General features: G+C 46.3%; 18 protein-coding genes. 1 reads left to right on the top strand and 17 read right to left on the bottom strand.

All coding sequences use genetic code 11. From position 1 onward, the window contains the following. Positions 1 to 69 precede the first annotated feature (69 nt). Positions 70 to 783 carry an NAD-dependent protein deacylase gene (locus BLQ16_RS00210; protein ID WP_091790745.1) on the top strand — a complete coding sequence of 238 codons (714 nt, stop codon included), beginning with the start codon at positions 70 to 72 and terminating at the stop codon, positions 781 to 783. Between the two features lie 75 nt (positions 784 to 858). Here the strand turns inward: BLQ16_RS00210 and BLQ16_RS00205 are convergent, their stop codons facing one another. From BLQ16_RS00205 to BLQ16_RS00125, 17 genes are all read right to left on the bottom strand, one after another. Beyond that, positions 859 to 2,112 carry an S-layer homology domain-containing protein gene (locus BLQ16_RS00205; RefSeq protein ID WP_091790744.1) on the bottom strand — a complete coding sequence of 418 codons (1,254 nt, stop codon included), beginning with the start codon at positions 2,110 to 2,112 and terminating at the stop codon, positions 859 to 861. 110 nt (positions 2,113 to 2,222) lie between these two features. Next, entirely contained in the window at positions 2,223 to 2,615 is a 393-nt protein-coding gene (locus BLQ16_RS00200; protein WP_159427905.1) for a YlbF/YmcA family competence regulator, read from the bottom strand. Between the two features lie 2 nt (positions 2,616 to 2,617). Next, entirely contained in the window at positions 2,618 to 3,967 is a 1,350-nt protein-coding gene (miaB, locus tag BLQ16_RS00195; protein WP_200781846.1) for a tRNA (N6-isopentenyl adenosine(37)-C2)-methylthiotransferase MiaB, read from the bottom strand. Further along, positions 3,967 to 5,265: a glutamate-1-semialdehyde 2,1-aminomutase gene (gene hemL, locus BLQ16_RS00190; protein WP_091790742.1), complete on the bottom strand. Its 1,299-nt coding sequence runs from the start codon at positions 5,263 to 5,265 to the stop codon at positions 3,967 to 3,969. The genes miaB and hemL overlap by 1 nt, the downstream gene beginning before the upstream one ends. Next, positions 5,262 to 6,248, bottom strand: coding sequence for a porphobilinogen synthase (gene hemB, locus BLQ16_RS00185; protein WP_091790741.1), 987 nt, complete (start codon positions 6,246 to 6,248; stop codon positions 5,262 to 5,264). Before hemB ends, hemL begins: the two co-directional genes overlap by 4 nt. A 1-nt stretch (position 6,249) precedes the next feature. Further along, positions 6,250 to 7,776, bottom strand: coding sequence for a uroporphyrinogen-III C-methyltransferase (cobA, locus tag BLQ16_RS00180; RefSeq protein ID WP_091790740.1), 1,527 nt, complete (start codon positions 7,774 to 7,776; stop codon positions 6,250 to 6,252). Positions 7,777 to 7,784: 8 nt separating this feature from the next. Continuing rightward, complete coding sequence (hemC, locus tag BLQ16_RS00175; protein ID WP_091790739.1) at positions 7,785 to 8,720, bottom strand: hydroxymethylbilane synthase; 936 nt, start codon at positions 8,718 to 8,720, stop codon at positions 7,785 to 7,787. 8 nt (positions 8,721 to 8,728) lie between these two features. After that, positions 8,729 to 9,997 carry a glutamyl-tRNA reductase gene (gene hemA, locus BLQ16_RS00170; RefSeq protein WP_091790738.1) on the bottom strand — a complete coding sequence of 423 codons (1,269 nt, stop codon included), beginning with the start codon at positions 9,995 to 9,997 and terminating at the stop codon, positions 8,729 to 8,731. Further along, positions 9,982 to 10,611 carry a precorrin-2 dehydrogenase/sirohydrochlorin ferrochelatase family protein gene (locus BLQ16_RS00165; RefSeq protein ID WP_091790737.1) on the bottom strand — a complete coding sequence of 210 codons (630 nt, stop codon included), beginning with the start codon at positions 10,609 to 10,611 and terminating at the stop codon, positions 9,982 to 9,984. The genes hemA and BLQ16_RS00165 overlap by 16 nt, the downstream gene beginning before the upstream one ends. Continuing rightward, a complete protein-coding gene (locus BLQ16_RS00160) occupies positions 10,611 to 11,561 on the bottom strand; it encodes a polyprenyl synthetase family protein (RefSeq protein WP_159427904.1) in 951 nt (316 codons plus the stop codon). The genes BLQ16_RS00165 and BLQ16_RS00160 overlap by 1 nt, the downstream gene beginning before the upstream one ends. Positions 11,562 to 11,584: 23 nt before the next feature. Then, complete coding sequence (locus BLQ16_RS00155) at positions 11,585 to 12,289, bottom strand: hypothetical protein (protein WP_091790735.1); 705 nt, start codon at positions 12,287 to 12,289, stop codon at positions 11,585 to 11,587. A 60-nt stretch (positions 12,290 to 12,349) separates the two neighbouring features. Further along, on the bottom strand, positions 12,350 to 12,919 hold the full coding sequence (locus tag BLQ16_RS00150) for a class II aldolase/adducin family protein (RefSeq protein WP_091790734.1): 570 nt from the start codon (positions 12,917 to 12,919) through the stop codon (positions 12,350 to 12,352). Continuing rightward, positions 12,912 to 13,964: an S-methyl-5-thioribose-1-phosphate isomerase gene (gene mtnA, locus BLQ16_RS00145; protein ID WP_091790733.1), complete on the bottom strand. Its 1,053-nt coding sequence runs from the start codon at positions 13,962 to 13,964 to the stop codon at positions 12,912 to 12,914. The genes BLQ16_RS00150 and mtnA overlap by 8 nt, the downstream gene beginning before the upstream one ends. A 2-nt stretch (positions 13,965 to 13,966) precedes the next feature. Continuing rightward, positions 13,967 to 14,773: a purine-nucleoside phosphorylase gene (locus tag BLQ16_RS00140; protein WP_091790732.1), complete on the bottom strand. Its 807-nt coding sequence runs from the start codon at positions 14,771 to 14,773 to the stop codon at positions 13,967 to 13,969. Between the two features lie 55 nt (positions 14,774 to 14,828). Next, positions 14,829 to 15,719, bottom strand: coding sequence for a permease-like cell division protein FtsX (gene ftsX, locus BLQ16_RS00135; protein WP_159427903.1), 891 nt, complete (start codon positions 15,717 to 15,719; stop codon positions 14,829 to 14,831). Continuing rightward, positions 15,706 to 16,401 (bottom strand): cell division ATP-binding protein FtsE, encoded by a 696-nt coding sequence (ftsE, locus tag BLQ16_RS00130; RefSeq protein ID WP_091790730.1) that lies wholly within the window; start codon positions 16,399 to 16,401, stop codon positions 15,706 to 15,708. Before ftsE ends, ftsX begins: the two co-directional genes overlap by 14 nt. Before the next feature lie 33 nt (positions 16,402 to 16,434). Next, positions 16,435 to 17,310: a diacylglycerol/lipid kinase family protein gene (locus BLQ16_RS00125; protein WP_242868926.1), complete on the bottom strand. Its 876-nt coding sequence runs from the start codon at positions 17,308 to 17,310 to the stop codon at positions 16,435 to 16,437. Positions 17,311 to 17,317: the final 7 nt, after the last annotated feature.

The raw sequence follows: 17,317 nt of genomic DNA, 5'->3' as shown, positions 1-17,317 counted from the left end.
TCAGGGCTTTCACGTTATTCTTATTGTAACATATCGATGGGGTGTAGATAAAAAAGAAAGGGTGATTTTATGCATCCCGAATTAAAAAAATTGATTGATAGCCATGATAATATTGTATTTTTTGGTGGCGCTGGTGTCTCGACTGAAAGTGGCATTCCGGATTTTCGGAGTCCGGACGGGCTTTACCATCGAAAGGATTTTAAATATCCGCCTGAAACGATGCTGTCTCATTCTTTTTTTGAAAACCATACAGAGGAATTCTTTGAATTTTATCGGTCCTTTTCCCTGGCGCCAAACAATGGCCCCAGTTGTGCCCATAAAAAACTGGCTGAACTTGAAGCCAGCGGTAAATTGAAAGCCATCATCACACAAAATATTGATGGTCTCCACCAAATGGCGGGCAGTAAAAAAGTACTGGAATTGCACGGCTCCGTCTTGCGCAATTATTGTACCAGCTGTGGTGCTTTTTATGATTTGGACTTTATTGGAGAAACGGAAGGCATTCCCCGTTGCCCCAAAGATAATGGCATTGTAAAACCGGATGTAGTTCTCTATGAAGAGGCCTTGAATTCTACGACACTAATTGAATCGGTCCGTGCCATAGAAGCGGCAGATATGATGATCGTTGCCGGGACCTCCTTGGTTGTTTATCCGGCAGCCGGTTTGTTGGATTACTTCAAAGGGGATACCTTGGTGCTCATAAACAAAGAAGCCACATCCAGAGATAATATTGCGACTTTAGTCATACATGCGGGTATTGGTGAAACGCTTTGCGGTGACTGATCTTAGTTTATAAAAAAGCCGATGCTAGAACGCCCTTACAGAGCGTTGCTGGCATCGGCTTTTTACTATAGGGGATTATTGGTGGAGCAGCCGGTATAAGACATCAAATATATCGGCCCGGCTGGCTGTTGCAGTGATAATGCCGCTTGTACGACCAGCACTCATTAAATCATGGGCGACGGCTGTTTGTTCAACGGTCTCCCAGCGGTAAGCATTGCTTGGCACCTTGCTGAGGCGCAGCATAATTGCCGCCAACTCTTGTTTGCTAACCGGATTTTTTCCTTTGAAGCTGCCATCCGGATACCCAACCATAAGCCCATTTGCTTTGCAGATTTGCACGCTTTCTTGCGCCCAATCTGATACGTCTGGTATTGTTGATGTTTGAGCCGGCTGGGACAGGTTTTTGTCAGAAATGCGAACGAGGATGACTGCCAGCTCTTCACGTGTTAATTGCGCTGCTGCAGCAAAATCGGCACCACCACGGCCGACAATAATTTTTTCCCGCCGTAAGTAATCTAATTGATTGCCAACCAAGTACGGGAAGCGAATATCTTTAATGGCTTGGGCCCTCTTTTTATTCCATTGGTAGCCATAGTTGCTGTATTGATCGTCTGTTAATAAAAACAAATGGGTCCTGAACCCTTCTGGTACCTCAGTATTGCCGGGATCGTTATTGGTCACATCAACATTTAACCAATCTTGGATAGATTCAATAAAAACACTGTTCCAAGTATGCGGGATGCCATTAAGTTCACCGTTTACCTTGACACAAGGAATGCCCAGTTGATCACAAATCATCATAAATGCACCGGCATAGCCTTCACATACCGCTTTTCCGTTTAAAAGAGCCCCTTCAGCAGACCATGGAGATAAATCCGTCATTGGTGCGCCTTTTAAATACGACTCATAAACCGCGTCATCATAAGCCACGTGATCCACTAAATAATTATTGGCAAACTCTAACTGGGTTACAGGGCCCGGCGTTTCCAGCGCTTTAGAGCGAATGCCTTGGATTTTTTCAAAAACAGCCAGACGCTTGATGCCTTCATCCGGGTTTAAAACAACGTGAATATAATATTCCCCTGGACGTTCTTTGTAGTAATAATACTTTAAACTGTGCTTATAACCATCAAAAGCAGCATAAGTCATACCGATATCCTCCAGCCGTTGATCAAATGCCTTTGGATCAATATCGATTTTAACAATATTGTGCTGTAAGAGAGCATAAACCGCTTCTTCTGTTGATAATTCTTCGGCAAATGCATTATTCGGGAAAACAAAAACAGCAAATAAAAGGATCGTTACCAATAACCATGATGTTTTTTTCATGATAGCTCACCTTTCATAACTTTCTTCATTCGCCATAGCCTATAATAATTTAATAATAAGCAAAATGCCGACAGAAATCAATTGATTTCTGTCGGCATAATAATTTAATTTTAATGGCCTGAAGGACAGCTGCCACCGCAGTCTCCAGAACTGGAGCAGCTGGAGCAATCGCTCTGATTGCCGTTTAAAGCACCGGTAATAACCATATTCACAGATTCTAAAATTTGATTTAATTCCTGGTTTGCAGACAGATATTCGTTAATGATTTCATTGCTGTTCATTTGTTCTTCCAAATACTGCAACCGTTCTTTCTTTTCTTCAGGAAGATCTTCATAATTCACACCCGAGTTGATGGCATCGGTTTGAATGTTTTGGTATTCTTCAACGATTTCCCGCGCATCCATGTTAATCATAATCCGTAATTCCGTTTCTTTAACCCGACGCAATTCCGGGCTTTCGGAAATAGCATCTGCCAATTCTTTCGCTTTATCTAAGATACTCAATTTTATACCTCCAAATCATCAAACGTCACTTTACCTTTTAAAATCCAAGTTTGAGCAGTTTCAATTTCCACATCAACCAACCGGCCAACGTAGTGTTTGGGGGCTTCAAAAAGCACAATTTTACCGCTATCTGTTTTGCCACTTAAAATCTGCTCGTTGGTTTTACTTACCCCATCTACCAAGACTTTAACCTTTTTACCGATATAAGCTTGGTTCCTAATTAACGACCACTTGGCTAAAAGGCTATTTAAACGCGCCAATCGTTCTTTTTTTTCCTCAAAAGGCACTTGATCTGCCATCTTTGCAGCCGGGGTTCCGGCGCGTGGCGAATAAGCAAAGGCAAAAGCATTGTCAAACCCGACTTTTTCCACAAGGGATAAGGTGCTCATAAAATCATCTTCTGTTTCTCCCGGAAAGCCGACAATAATATCCGTCGTTAATGCTGCATTCGGCAGCGCTTGACGGATGGCGGCAACCAGTTGCAAATAATGCTCTCTGGTATAACGCCGGTTCATCCGTTGTAAAACGGCATTGCTTCCCGCCTGAACAGGCAAGTGGATGTAATGACAGATATGATGACTCTTAGCAATCACATCGATGACCGCTTGGGTTAAATCTTTTGGGTGTGAGGTCATGAATCGAATACGTTCAAGCCCCTCCGCCTGGTCTGCTTCCTCTAAAAGCCTTGCAAAATTCGCAGACGGATCGACCAAATCGTTGCCGTAGGAATTGACGTTTTGCCCTAAAAAAGTAATTTCTTTAACGCCATCATTCACCAATTGGCGCACTTCATCCAGAATATCCGCTAAATCCCGGCTGCGTTCCTTACCGCGGACATAGGGCACGATGCAGTAGGTGCAGTAATTATTGCAGCCATAGGTGATGTTGACAAATGCCTTATGCGGAAATTCGCGCATGGTTGGCAAGGCTTCTTCAATCAACAGCTCTTCAGTGGGAATATCGCAGATCAGTTCATTTGTTGCCCGAATACGGTCTACGTATTCAGCAATGCGATGGAAGTTATGCGTTCCAATGATCAGCTTCACATGAGGACAGGCCCGCCGTATTTTAGGCACAATATCTGCTTGTTGCACCATACAGCCAGTTACCGCAACGACTTTTTCAGGGTGTTCCTCAACAAGCCCGCGCAGCTCGCCAAGCAGGCTCAGGACCTTATGTTCAGCCTTTTCTCGGATACAACAAGTGTTGATGATGATAACATCAGCATCTTCCCTAATCTCGCAAGGCACATAACCGCTTTCACTAAGCAAGCCCGCCATGATTTCTGAATCGTGCTCATTCATCTGGCAGCCATATGTCTGACAATAAAATTTACCTTTCGCCATTGCCATTATGCCTTGGCAACGGCGGCAAAAGCTTTCTCAGCAGCTTGGATGGTTTTCTCAATGTCCGCATCCGTATGGGCGGTGGAAATAAACCAGCATTCAAACTGAGAGGGCGGCAAGTGGATGCCTTCGGCCAGCAAGGCTTGGAAAAAGATCCGGTATTGGTCGACAGATGATGTTTGTGCATCTGCATAGGTGTGCACCGGACGATCTGTAAAGAATACGGTTAGTAAGGAACCGACCTGATTGATAGTTGCGCGCACACCATGGGCATCAGCTGCAGCCGCCAATCCTTCTTCAAGTCTTTTGGCTCTTGCATCCAAGTCGGCATAAGGATTGCGCTTCTGCAGTTCGCAAAGGGTTGTATAGCCAGCCTTCATGGCCAGGGGGTTACCAGATAAGGTACCGGCCTGATACACATCACCGACCGGTGCCAAGTGATCCATAATATCGGCACGACCGCCAAAGGCACCAACCGGCAGACCACCACCAATAATTTTACCCAGGCAGGTTAAATCCGGCATAATACCAAATCGTTTTTGAGCGCCGCCGAGAGACGCACGAAAACCTGAAATAACTTCGTCAAAAATTAATAAGCTGCCGTTTTCTTTTGTTAATTCGCGTAAGGCTTCTAAAAATCCTTCTTCCGGAAGAATCAGTCCCATATTTCCCGGAATCGGTTCAATAATAACCGCTGCAATTTCATTTTGGTATTCGGCAAAAAGAGCTTTAAAGCTGTCGATATCGTTGTAGGTGGCCGTGAGGGTTTCGTGCGCAATGTTCTCAGGAACACCCGGGCTGGACGGTACGCCAAAGGTCAAGGCGCCGGAACCGGCTTGAATCAACAGGTGATCTGCATGCCCGTGATAGCAGCCGCCACATTTGACGATCTTATCCCGACCTGTATACCCTCTGGCAAGGCGAAGAGCGCTCATGGTTGCTTCCGTCCCGGAAGACACCATGCGCACTTTTTCAATGGATGGAATCAGTTCAACGATTTTTTCCGCCATAAGCGTTTCAATTTCCGTTGGCATACCAAAAGTTGTCCCTTTTTGGACAGCAGACATAACAGCCTCTTGAACCACAGGATCGTTGTGACCAAAAATAAGCGGGCCCCAGGAGCAAATAAAATCAATCAACTCATTGCCATCAATATCGGTCACATGAGCACCCTGACCGCTTTCAATAAAGATGGGGTAATCACCAACAGCGCGAAATGCACGAACAGGACTGTTGACACCACCAGGGATGACTTTATTGGCCGCTTCATAAGCGGCTTTTGATTTATCATAATTTAAGCTCATGCTTGTTCCTCCTTTAGCCAATTGGCCACATCAATAGCATGATAGGTGATAATAATATCTGCGCCAGCGCGTTTAAAGGCGTACATCATTTCCATGACAACTTTCTTTTCATCAATCCAACCCTTTTCAGCAGCTGCCTTTACCATGGCGTATTCACCGCTCACATTATATGTGACAATGGGTTGCAAAAAATTTTCGGCGGCTTGGCTGACCAAATCCAGATAAGCCAGCCCCGGCTTAACAATGATAAAATCCGTGCCTTCATCGACGTCCAAAGCAATTTCTTCTAAGGCTTGACGTGCACCGGAGGCTGGATCCATTTGATAGGTTTTGCGATCACCAAACTGGGGTGCTGAATCTGCCGCGTCGCGAAAAGGCCCGAAAAAAGCTGATGCAAATTTAGCGCAATGAGCCATGATGGATACATTCTGATACCCGGCGTCATCCAGTGCCTGGCGGATAAAAGCCACGCGGCCATCCATCATGTCTGACGGCGATAAAATATCGGCACCGGCTTCAGCATGACTCACAGCTGTTTTGGCCAGCAGGGTGAGCGTCGGATCGTTTTGCACATCACCATCAGCAGCAATCATTCCGCAATGGCCATGACTGGTGTATTCACAAAGACAGACATCTGTCGTAATGATTAACTCCGGATAAGCCGCTCTGATTTTACGAATGGCTTTTTGCACAATCCCATCTTGTGCGTATGCTTGTGAGGCCTTTTCGTCTTTTTCAGCAGGCAAGCCGAAAAGCATGATGGCTTCAATGCCCGCATTCACACATCGGTCCACTTCAGTCAAAACATCGTCCAAGGGGAATTGCCATACACCAGGCATGGAACTGACCTCTTGTGGTTTATCGGAAAGCTCCGTGACAAATATCGGGTAAATCATGTCTTCCGGATGAATGTATACGCTTTGTACCATGCGCCGAATAGCCGGTGTACGGCGCAATCGACGCATGCGATGTGTTAAATTCATATTAAGACTCCTTTTGTGATTTTGTTAATGCAACCAGTGCTTCAACCACACCATCTATTGTATAGGGATCTGCTTCAATATCAGCCTTCAGCCCATATTCAGCCAATGTTTGACTTGTGATTGGTCCAATGGAGACAATTTTAAACGACGCCGGCAAGAAAGACTTGTCGGCCAATAGGCGCATAAAATTTTTCACTGTTGATGAGCTGGTAAAGGTCACAGCATTCACATGATTTTCTTGAAGCAGGCCAGCTAAACCACCTTCGGGAAGATCTGCTTGAACTGTTTCATAGGCGATGACATCATCAACCTCCATGCCCATTTTTTCCAATTCATCCACCAAAACCGCTCTGCCAAGGTTTGAGCGGGGAATCAGCACCCGACCAGCTGAACTGATATGTCCTTGCAATGCCTCAGCTACCGCTTCAGCACGAAAAACTTCCGGCATCACTTCAACGCGAAGGCCGTATCCCAGCAAGGCATCCGCTGTCTTTGTGCCAATGGCACAAAGTTTGGCCCCTGCCAAGGCGCGGACGTCCTTCCCAGCTGCCATCAGTGCCTTCATAAAGTATCTGACACCATTTGTCGAGGTGAAAATAATCCAATCGTAAACATCAATATTGGCCACAGCATTTTGAAGTGGAGCTTGGTCTGTGGCCGGTTTGATACGAATCATCGGGGCTTCAATCGCCTCGCCGCCAAGAGCCTCTATCTTTTCCGATAAAGCACTGGCTTGTTCTCTGGCGCGCGTTACCAAGATACGCTGGCCGAAGAGCGGCTTGTTCTCAAACCAGGCCAGTGTGTCCCGCATGCCAACCACATCGCCGATAATGATGATGGCTGGGGACGTAAAGCCTGCGGCCTCAACCACTTCTACAATGGTTTCCAGCGTGCCGGTTACCGTCGCTTGTTCAGGACGCGTTCCCCAGCGAATTAAGGCCACCGGCGTATGGGGATCTTTGCCGTAGCGCATTAGCTGACTGACGATGCCTTGTAATCTCCCCACGCCCATCAGAAAAATCAGGGTGCCCGGGTCTTCTCCCAACCTTTGCCAATTGATCTGACTGTCATCCTTGGTGGGGTCTTCATGGCCTGTAATCACTGTAAACGTTGATGTCAGATGACGATGGGTCACCGGAATGCCCGCATAGGCCGGCACAGCAATGGCAGATGTAATGCCCGGCACAATTTCAAAATCATACCCGGCTTTACGCAGTTCTTCCCCTTCTTCACCACCACGTCCAAACACAAAAGGATCGCCACCTTTTAACCGCGTGACAACCTGGTGTTTACCCGCTAAATCAACCAACAGCGCATTAATCTCATCTTGTTTTAAAGTATGATGATCCGGTGTTTTTCCGCAATAAATCATCTGGCAGTCCGGTTTGGCAAAACTCAACAACCGAGAATTTGCCAAACGATCGTAAACGATAACATCTGCCGTTTGAATTGCTTTCAGGCCCTTTAAGGTAATCAAGCCGACATCCCCCGGCCCTGCGCCGACTAAGTATACCATTCCCTTATTCATATACGCTCCTATTCTTCACGGATAGCGGCCAAGATTGATTGGCCGGCTCCGGATAGCATATCCTCTGCCAAGGCAGTGCCTACGGCTTCCGCATCGGAAATAAGCCCCTGCTTTTCTTTGATAATCACTTCAGAACCATCTACCCGGCCTAAAAATCCACGAACAGTTAAATGATTATCTTTAATATGGGCCAAAGCCCCGATGGGTACCTGACAGCCGCCTTCCAGACGCCGCATAAAAGCTCGCTCAGCCTGGGCACAAGTGGCAGCAGACCTGTCATTTACCTGCGCCAGCATTTCCAACATGTCCTCATCGTCAAGGCGTGACTCGACCACCACAATGCCCTGACCGACTGCAGGAATAAATTGCTCTGTTGGCAGATAGGCGGCGATGTGTTCGTCCATTTCCATGCGTTTTAAGCCGGCACTGGCTAAAATGGCGGCATGAAAGGGTCCTTCCGTAAATTTGCGGATGCGGGTTTGTACATTGCCTCTCAAATCCCGTATGTCCAAATCCGGCCGTAGGGCTAGTAATTGGGCTTTTCGTCTTAAACTACTGGTGCCCACGATGGCTTGCTGCGGTAAATCCATGATATCTGTAATGCCATTTTTTGCCAATAGCGCATCACGTGGATCTTCACGCGACAGCATGGCAGTCAAGCCTAGCCCGTCCGGCAGTAAAGTTGGCATATCCTTTAAACTGTGTACTGCAAAATCAATGGCCCCGGAATGCATGGCGTCTTCTAAATCCCGCGTAAACAGCCCTTTATCGCCAATCGCCGAAAGCGCTTGATTGAGAATGCGGTCCCCCTTGGTCGACATTTCAATCACTTCAAAAGCCGTTTCAGGAAATCGTTTCTCAAGTTCCACAATCACATGCCGGGTTTGCCATAAGGCCAATTGACTGGAGCGCGTTCCAACGCGACAATGTTTTTTAATCGTCATAAGTCCCCCTATTGTTTTAAATCCCAGAGATCGTTAATTGCCCGAATATAGCAATCAATTTGGTCGATCCGCTTACCGGCCAAGCGTTTCATATTGGTCATGGGCGTGTGCAGCCATTGGTTGACAATGCTGTTGGCCATTTGCTCTATAATCTGTACCTCACGCTCACTCGGGTTGTCGATGCGATTGATTGCCTTGCGAATTTCTTTTTCTTTAATATCCGCTAATTGCTCCCTCATACGCACAATGGTCGGTACAACCCATAAAGTGTCCAACCAAAAGAGAAAATCATCTAATTCTTCTTGAACAATATCCCGTGCTGCAATCGCCTCTTTTGCACGATAGGCCTTATTGCGGTTGACGGCTGTTTGAAGATCATCGATGTCATACAAGGTGACATGTGGCAAGTCGCCGACCGCTGGCTCAATATCACGCGGTACAGCAATATCAATAATGAGAAGCGGTCGCTGGCGATTGTTTAAATACGGTGACAAATCTTTTGCTTCGATAAAATATTTTGGCGAGGCGGTAGAACTGATGATTAAATCCGCATCCGGAAGATAGGCTTGCAGGTGATCCAACCGCACTGCTTTGCCGCCAATTTCATCAGCTAACCATTGCGCCCGTTCATAGGTGCGGTTGGCCACCATAATGCTGGTAATGCCGTTACTGACCAAGTGACGTGACGTGAGTTCACTGGTTTCCCCGGCGCCTAGAACAAGTACGTTTTTCCCTTCTAACTCCCCAAAGAAAGATTTTGCCATTTCAACGGCTGCACTGGAAATACTCACCGCCTGACGATCCACCTGCGTCTCTGTTCGAACCCTTTTACCAACGGTCAATGCGTTCATAAATAAGGTGTTGATGATGCTGTCCGACAGGTGTTCATGCAGGGCAACGTCATAAGCATCTTGAACCTGTCCCTGAATTTGGCATTCGCCCAATACCAGGGAGTCCAGACCGGCTGAAACTGTAAAAAGATGGCGAACAGCTTCTTCTCCTTTAAATATGTATATATATTGTTTTAATTCCTCTATGTCAAATTGACTGCGTTGCGCGACCAAGTTAAGAATATCTTTTATGGCCTCATCCGGTGTTTCAGTATTACAATAAATTTCCGTCCGATTGCAGGTTGACAAAATGGCACACCCGCTAAAGGACGGAATTTCACGCACGATGGGGCTATATTTGATAATCTGCGGACGGGATAAAGATACGCGTTCACGTACTTCAACCGGCGCACTCTTATGGTTTAAGCCTATTACAATAATAGACATTTGATCACCTTTCTATACACATTATCTTTGCTTTCATTTTCCAATGCAGCCACCAGCTCCACCAGTTGGACGGATCGTAAAATACGTTCGCGTTCAGATTGATCCGGCACGCGTACCTTTACTGTTTCACGCACATCCGACCAAACGGCCAGCGCTTCCAATAAACGGTCATCGAGAACGTCGTCCAAATAAGATTTAAGGGCCCGTGAATAGCCCGGATTTTTGCCGTTGGTCGCTACAGAAACGGTTAAGTCTCCTTTTTGAAGGACTGCCGGAACAATGAAAGTGCTATTTGAACGGCTATCGGCCACATTAACTGGAATACGATTATCGCGACAGGCCTGTGCAATGGTCTTGTTCAAAGCGCGATCATCTGTTGCAGCAAAAACAAATTGACGGTCGGCAAGATCAGACGGCAAAAACTCACGCGCAATCCAATCATAGCCTTCTTCCGGGAGGCGCGTAAAATCTGCAGCCAGTTTTGGGGCAACCACCGTTACCCGGGCATCGCCTGCAATAAGCGAGCCCGCTTTCCTAAACGCCACCTTACCGCCACCGACAATCAAGCAATCCGCCCCGGTAAGATCAAAATGAAAAACATTGTCAAATGACATCAATAAGCCCTTTCATAGATAAAATCCGCGCCCGACCGCATTAAATCGGTAATGGGTTTCCTTTCCAACTGCGTCAGAACATCTTTGGCTTGTTGAATATGATTTAAAATAATCTTTTCCGTTTCAGCAAAACAGCCTTCGCGTTTGATTAAGCTCACTATATAGCCTACATCTTTTTCGCCATTCGGGAATTGAGTGCTAATAAGATGACGCACATGTTCTTTTTCAGCAAAATCTTTATTCAAGAGCAAAATCGTCGGCAAATTGATTAAGCCCGTTTCCAAATCTTTACCTGTCGGTTTGCCAACTTCAGCATCGCTGTTTAAGAAATCCAACAAATCATCTTTCATCTGAAAGGCCATGCCCAAATGATACCCATATTGATAAAAGGCATTCTCATCAGATGCACCGGCTTCTGCCATAACAGCGCCCATTTGGCAGCAAATGGCAATTAACAGTGCCGTTTTTCGTTCAATTCGATAATTATAATCTGCAACACTTTGCTCCCAGTCAAACATAGAGTTCAACTGAGCAATTTCGCCTTTGCACATTTCCACCGCCGTATCGGCAATAAGGTCTAAAATGCGCTCATGGTTGGGTACCTCAAAAAGATGTCGCAAGGCTTTGATTAAAATATAATCGCCAACATGGGCTGCGACGTCATTTGTAAAAGCCGTATGGATGGTCTGACGACCGCGACGTAAATCGGCATTGTCATTGATATCATCATGAATCAAAGACGACATATGAATCAATTCTAACATGGAGGCAACTTTAATGATGTTGTCATCAAAACGGTTATAATATTCTGAGGACATGATGACAAAGGCAGGCCGTAAGCGTTTCCCGCCTGCAGACAGGTTGCCACTCGCCTGTTCACTAATAAAGGCCGGGCCATCTGACAGAAAATCCATTAGATAGGCTTCCACTTGACTGAGTCTTTTTTTCAAAAATGCATGCTGAAGGATATTTTTCATATTGTCTTTTCTGCCTCCAGTGTGGAAATAGAAAACCGATTCAACGGCAGCTTGGCGTATTGCTTTTGCAAGTGAATTAAATTTTGCGCCGCAACTAAAAGGCTCTCATTTGATGACACCGCCGTTAATAAATTATCCCAATTTTTATTGACAAGGCCTTCCGCCAAGTCGTCTACATGAGTCCGCACAACTTGAGGCGTTCCGCCAAACGAAGGGTGTGTGGCCCCAATTTCAATTTGATTGGTTAAAAGCTTGCTGGAACAGTATAGCATCCGCTCTGATTTGTCGACTCCCGCCAAGCTCATATCCGTTAAATCACTGTAAAAGGGCAGAAGGCGGTCAAGCCACTCTTTCAGCAAGTCCAACTCATCATCTATTATCATCCGTTTTGCAAATCGGCCGCTCAACAAATCCCCGTTTAAGACGGCCATTTCCAGCTTTTTCTCTGTTTCCGAATAGGTTAAGTCCATGGTCAATATATGCGTTTTGACGGCTAAAAATACCAAGGAACTGTTGATGCAAAAGCGCTTTACCCGTTCGGGATCCGTTGCGTTCGGGAAAAGGAGCTTAGGCAATTGGAAGGCGCTTAGGACTTCAAAACAATTAAACGTTTCCGGAAAATCAGCAAAAATAGATGTACCAACCACCGTAAAATCGTTTTGTAAGGCCCGGATGGCACTCAAGTTATTCTCGAATTGCATGACATACCCCTCCTTTTTCCGTCATTTATTAATTGTAACACAACAGGGTAGAAAAATAAATTACATGCAGCGGTTTTCCAAAATACAGATTGTCCGGGCCCACCGCTCTAAAGCTGCCATCTGGTGAACTGCTACTTGCGGGTTTTCTCCCCAGGTAATGGCACCATGATCCGCTAGTAAAATCGCATCGCATTCCGCAGCAGCCCTGCCCACGGCTTCCGCCAATTCCGCGCTGCCTGGTGCGAGGCGTGGAATATAAGCGATCCGGGGAAACCGTCTTTCGGCATCAAATAACAGGCGCGGACGCTCTGCTAAATCTTGCGATGCCAAAGCAGTGGCCATGTCCGGGTGGGCATGACAGACGGCATTTATTTCCGGACGCTTAGCATAGATGGCCAGGTGAAAAGCCCATTCGCTACTGGGGGCCGGACCTTCAACCAGCTTTCCATCAATGGTCAGATGGCTAAGATCTTTCACCTCTAAGGCGCGCTTTTCGCAACCGCTTGGCGTAATCAGGTAGGTCTCCCTAGACCGCATGCTCAAATTGCCGTCCGTTGCGGTTACCAAATGATCTTGCGCCAGTGCGTGTGCCGCTTCAACCAACATTCGTTCTGCCAGCCAGTCAACCATGATGGGCCTCCGGTTTCCAAAATCCGTTTTCTGTAATAATTCCGCCTGTAATCATGTGATAAGGGGTGACATCAAATGAAGGATTGTAAACCGATGCGGTTTGAACGGCCATGCTCGAGGCAAACCATAAATCCGTCAATTCTGCACCATCCCGCTGTTCAATCGGTATGGCGTCTCCCGATGGCAGATCCAGATCTAATGTAGAGGTTGGGGCGCAGACATAAAAAGGTACCTGGTGCGCAAGGGCCAGGGTGGCTAGCCCATAGGTACCTATTTTATTTGCCACATCACCGTTTGCAGCAATGCGGTCTGCGCCGACAAAAATTGCGGCAATGGGTTGTTGTTTCATGACCGTGGCCGCCATGTTGTCGCAAATGACTTGTACGGGAACATTATTTTTCGCCAATTCAAATGCCGTGAGGCGCATCCCCTGTAAAACAGGCCGGGTTTCACAAGCGATGACCGATAAGTTTAACCCCATTTCATGACCTGTATAAATAGGCGCCAAAGCGGTTCCTTTTTTACCGCCGGTTGCCAGTGCCCCTGCATTACAATAGGTCATGACCGTGTCGCCATCTTTCAAGAAAGCTGCCCCGGTCTTTCCGATGGCATTCTCTTGTTTGATGATTGCTTCTTTTAAAATCCCCACACGAAATTTAATCTCATCAATAATTTTTTCAACTGGTGCACCTGCCAATGTACGAAACACAGACATAACGCAGTCAACGTCCCGAAAAAGATTCACTGCAGTGGGGCGTGCGCTTTTTAAGTAATTTGCAGCCGATTTCATTTGGCTCCAAAAGAAGAGGCGGTCGTCGGTTCGGATTGTATTGGCGTACAGCAGTAAACCGTAAGCTGCTGTTAGCCCAATAAGCGGAGCGCCCCGCACTTCCATATTTTTAATGGCATAGAAAACATCATCAATGGTCGTCAATTTTTTTAGAGACAGGCGGCCAGGCAAAGCCGTTTGATCGATGATGATCATCGTATTGGTAGATGGGTCATACGATAAAGCCGGAGGTAGCGATTTAAAGTTTCCTTTCATTTCTATTCCTCCAGAGATTCAACTGCCCGGCGAAGCAAAGCGGAAAATTTTTTCTCAACCAATTTCCCCGCCGCCAAGACATCTTCTTCTGTTAAACGTTCCGGTAAAATGCCGGCCGCCATATTAGCAATACAGGACACAGCTGCCACTTTCATTTTAAGCGCATTAGCCGTAATGACCTCCGGCACCGTTGACATGCCAACGGCATCAGCACCTAAGCTGCGAAAGGCTCTAATTTCCGCAGGCGTTTCATAACTGGGTCCTGACGTACCCAGGTAAACGCCCTCGCATAAAGAAATGCCCAGGTCTGCAGCTGCATTTCGAAAAATATCCTGTAAACCAGGGTCATATCCATAGGTCATGTCCGGAAACCGCAGTTCGTCAGCCTGTACCGGACCGATCAGCGGATTGGTGCCCATAAAATTGATATGGTCTTTAATCAGCATTAAATCGCCAACTGAAAAATTTTCGTTAATTCCTCCAGCAGCATTCGACAAGAGCAAGGTTCGAATGCCCAGGCGATGCATCAAGCGAATGGGATAGACCACATCCGACATTTGATATCCTTCATAATAATGTAACCGCCCCTGCATAGCCAATACCGGCACACCCGACAAGTGCCCGACAACGAAACGGCCTCGATGACCCGGTGCAGTAGAAGCTTTTAAACCCGGAATATCTGTATAAGGGATGGAGATGGCGTTATTTATTTCCTCGGCAAAGTTATTTAATCCGGATCCTAAAACAATACCAATGCGCGGTCCGGCATCGATAATTGGCTGGAGAGCAACGGAAAGAACTTGATCCATAAGTAGAGCCTCCTTATAAAAAAACAGCACACTTCACATACGTGTGCTGTTTAAATTACACATTCAAATGCTTGCGAACTGCAAATGCACTGCCGACAGCGCCTAAAACGATGCCAATGGCCAACAGAACGCCCATCAAAGCATAAATAACAGGCATATTCACGTAAATGGGTAGAAATGGCAATAAATGAGAAATATACATCTCTAATTTACTATACCCAAAATACAAGGCCGCAATAGAGAGGATTGAACCGGTTGCCCCAATGATAATCCCTTCTAAAAAAAATGGCATGCGAATAATCCCGCCGGTTGCCCCAATTAAAGACATGATGTAAATTTCATCCCGCCGGCCGGCAACTGTTAAGCTAATGGTACTGCTGATCAAAAATAAGGCGGCAAAAAGCATCAATAAAACCGCAATCAGCACAAAAACTTTGACAGAATGGTTTAATTGGACCACATTACGTACCAAGTCCTCACCATAACGCAACTCTTCAATGCCCTGCATACCTTTGATTTTATTGGCTACAGCAGTACTGTCCTGGGCATTTTCTAATTTTATCCGGTAAGAATCCGGTAGGGGGTTATCACCTTCAAGCGATTCTTTTAAATTATCATCGGCTTGAAAACGCGCATTTAAATTATCAATGGCCTCTTCTTTGCTGACAAATTTAACCGTTGTAACTTCAGGCAGTTTGGCAATCTCATCACCCAACTTTGCAATGGTTTCATTATCCAAATCTTGCTTGAGATAAGCCACCATTTCCAGTTCAGACTCAACCTTTTGAGACGCAGCCTGGCTGTTTAAGGCAAATAAAATCACCGCACCGAGAATAAAAAGAGTAATGGCTATGGTCAGTGTCGTCAAACCGGCCATGGCTTTATGGCGTGTGAGCGCCCGAAAGGTATCGCGCAGGCCGTACATCATATGATTAATCCACTTCATGGCGTAGCCCCCTTGTAGTCGGTCGTGTATCGCCAACAATATGCCCATCGGCTAAACTGACCACACGATGAATATGGTTGTCCATCAAACGTCTGTCATGGGTCGCCATAAGTACCGTAGCACCTGTTTGATGAATATTTTCCATCAGTTGCATAATTCCGGCAGCGGTTTGATGGTCTAAATTCCCTGTCGGTTCATCACAAATGACAATGCGCGGATTATTGATAACCGCTCGCGCAATGGACACCCGCTGTTGTTCACCGGCAGACAATTCATCCGGACGGTGACGCATCCGGTCCCGTAATCCGACAAATTGCAGGGCCTCCCTGCTTTTGCGCCGTACCTCCCGGCTGCTCAAGCCCATGCATTCACAGGCAAAAGCCACGTTTTCATAAGCGGTACGATCTGAAAGGAGTCGAAAGTTTTGAAAAACAAAGCCAATATTGCGTCGGTAAGCAGGAATTTTCCACCTGGGAATCTGGTCCAGACGCAAGCCATCAACTGTGATATGCCCAGCTGAAACATCATACTCTTTCAGCAGCAGTTTAATCAAGGTGGACTTTCCGGCCCCGCTCATACCAACGATATAGACAAATTCACCGTCGTGTATGGTTAAATTGATGTCCTCCAGCGCAACTGTACCGTTTTTAAACCGCTTCTTTACGTTTTGAAATTGAATCATAAACGGCTACCATCCTTCATTGTCATTTATCTGTTAGTAAATCAATCGAATCTGTTGTTTGCAGACACGAATGGTGACATCCGTATGCTCCCCTCCGGATTCGCCGTCAAGCGTCCAAGCTAAAGGAATATCACTCTGTACGCGTATTTCTTTCCCATGAATACAACGGATCAAGTTATTGTTGTAATCTTTCTCCACCATGGCCCGCATCAAATTGTGAAATTCAATTGGATTTTGCGGTGCGCGTATTGCTAGAACTTCTAAAATACCATCTGAAAGGGAAACCAGATTTTCAGGGAATTGAAGAACGCCGCCAAGAGACAAAGAGTTGGCAATGGCCAAAAAACAATATTTGCCATTGATTTCTTCCCCATCAACGGTCAGATTTAGAGGAAAATCCTGGGTGATTTCCTGAATTTTTCGCGCCCCTTCAAAGTAATAAGCGAAACGTCCAAAGGCATTTTTCAAGGCTTGTGGCGTTGAGAAGGAAACATCAGAAAACAGGCCACAAGCCGCCACATATGTAAAATAAACCCCGTTAAATTCACCAATATCATGGCCAAATGGTTGACCGTCCACAATATGTTGTGCCGCTTGTCGTGGAATACGGCTCAGCTGATGGCTGGTGGCAAAGTCATTCGTTGTGCCGACGGGGATATAACCAAGTGGTACATCTGCTCCGTTTGACAGAATACCGTTGACAACCTCATTTAAGGTGCCGTCACCACCGGCGCAGACCACGACGTCATATTGATGGGCCCAAGCAGCCACCTGCGCCTGTCCATCTCTGGAGCACTTCGTGATATAAAGCGTTACCAGGTAATCCGCATCTGAAAAAATCTTCACCACACTCATTAACGTGTCGCGTAAACTGCTGCGTCCAGCAGCAGGATTAATCACAAATAGCATCTTTTGC

Source organism: Peptococcus niger (assembly GCF_900101835.1).
GTDB lineage: Bacteria > Bacillota > Peptococcia > Peptococcales > Peptococcaceae > Peptococcus > Peptococcus niger.
This window is presented reverse-complemented; position numbering and strand designations above follow the sequence as displayed.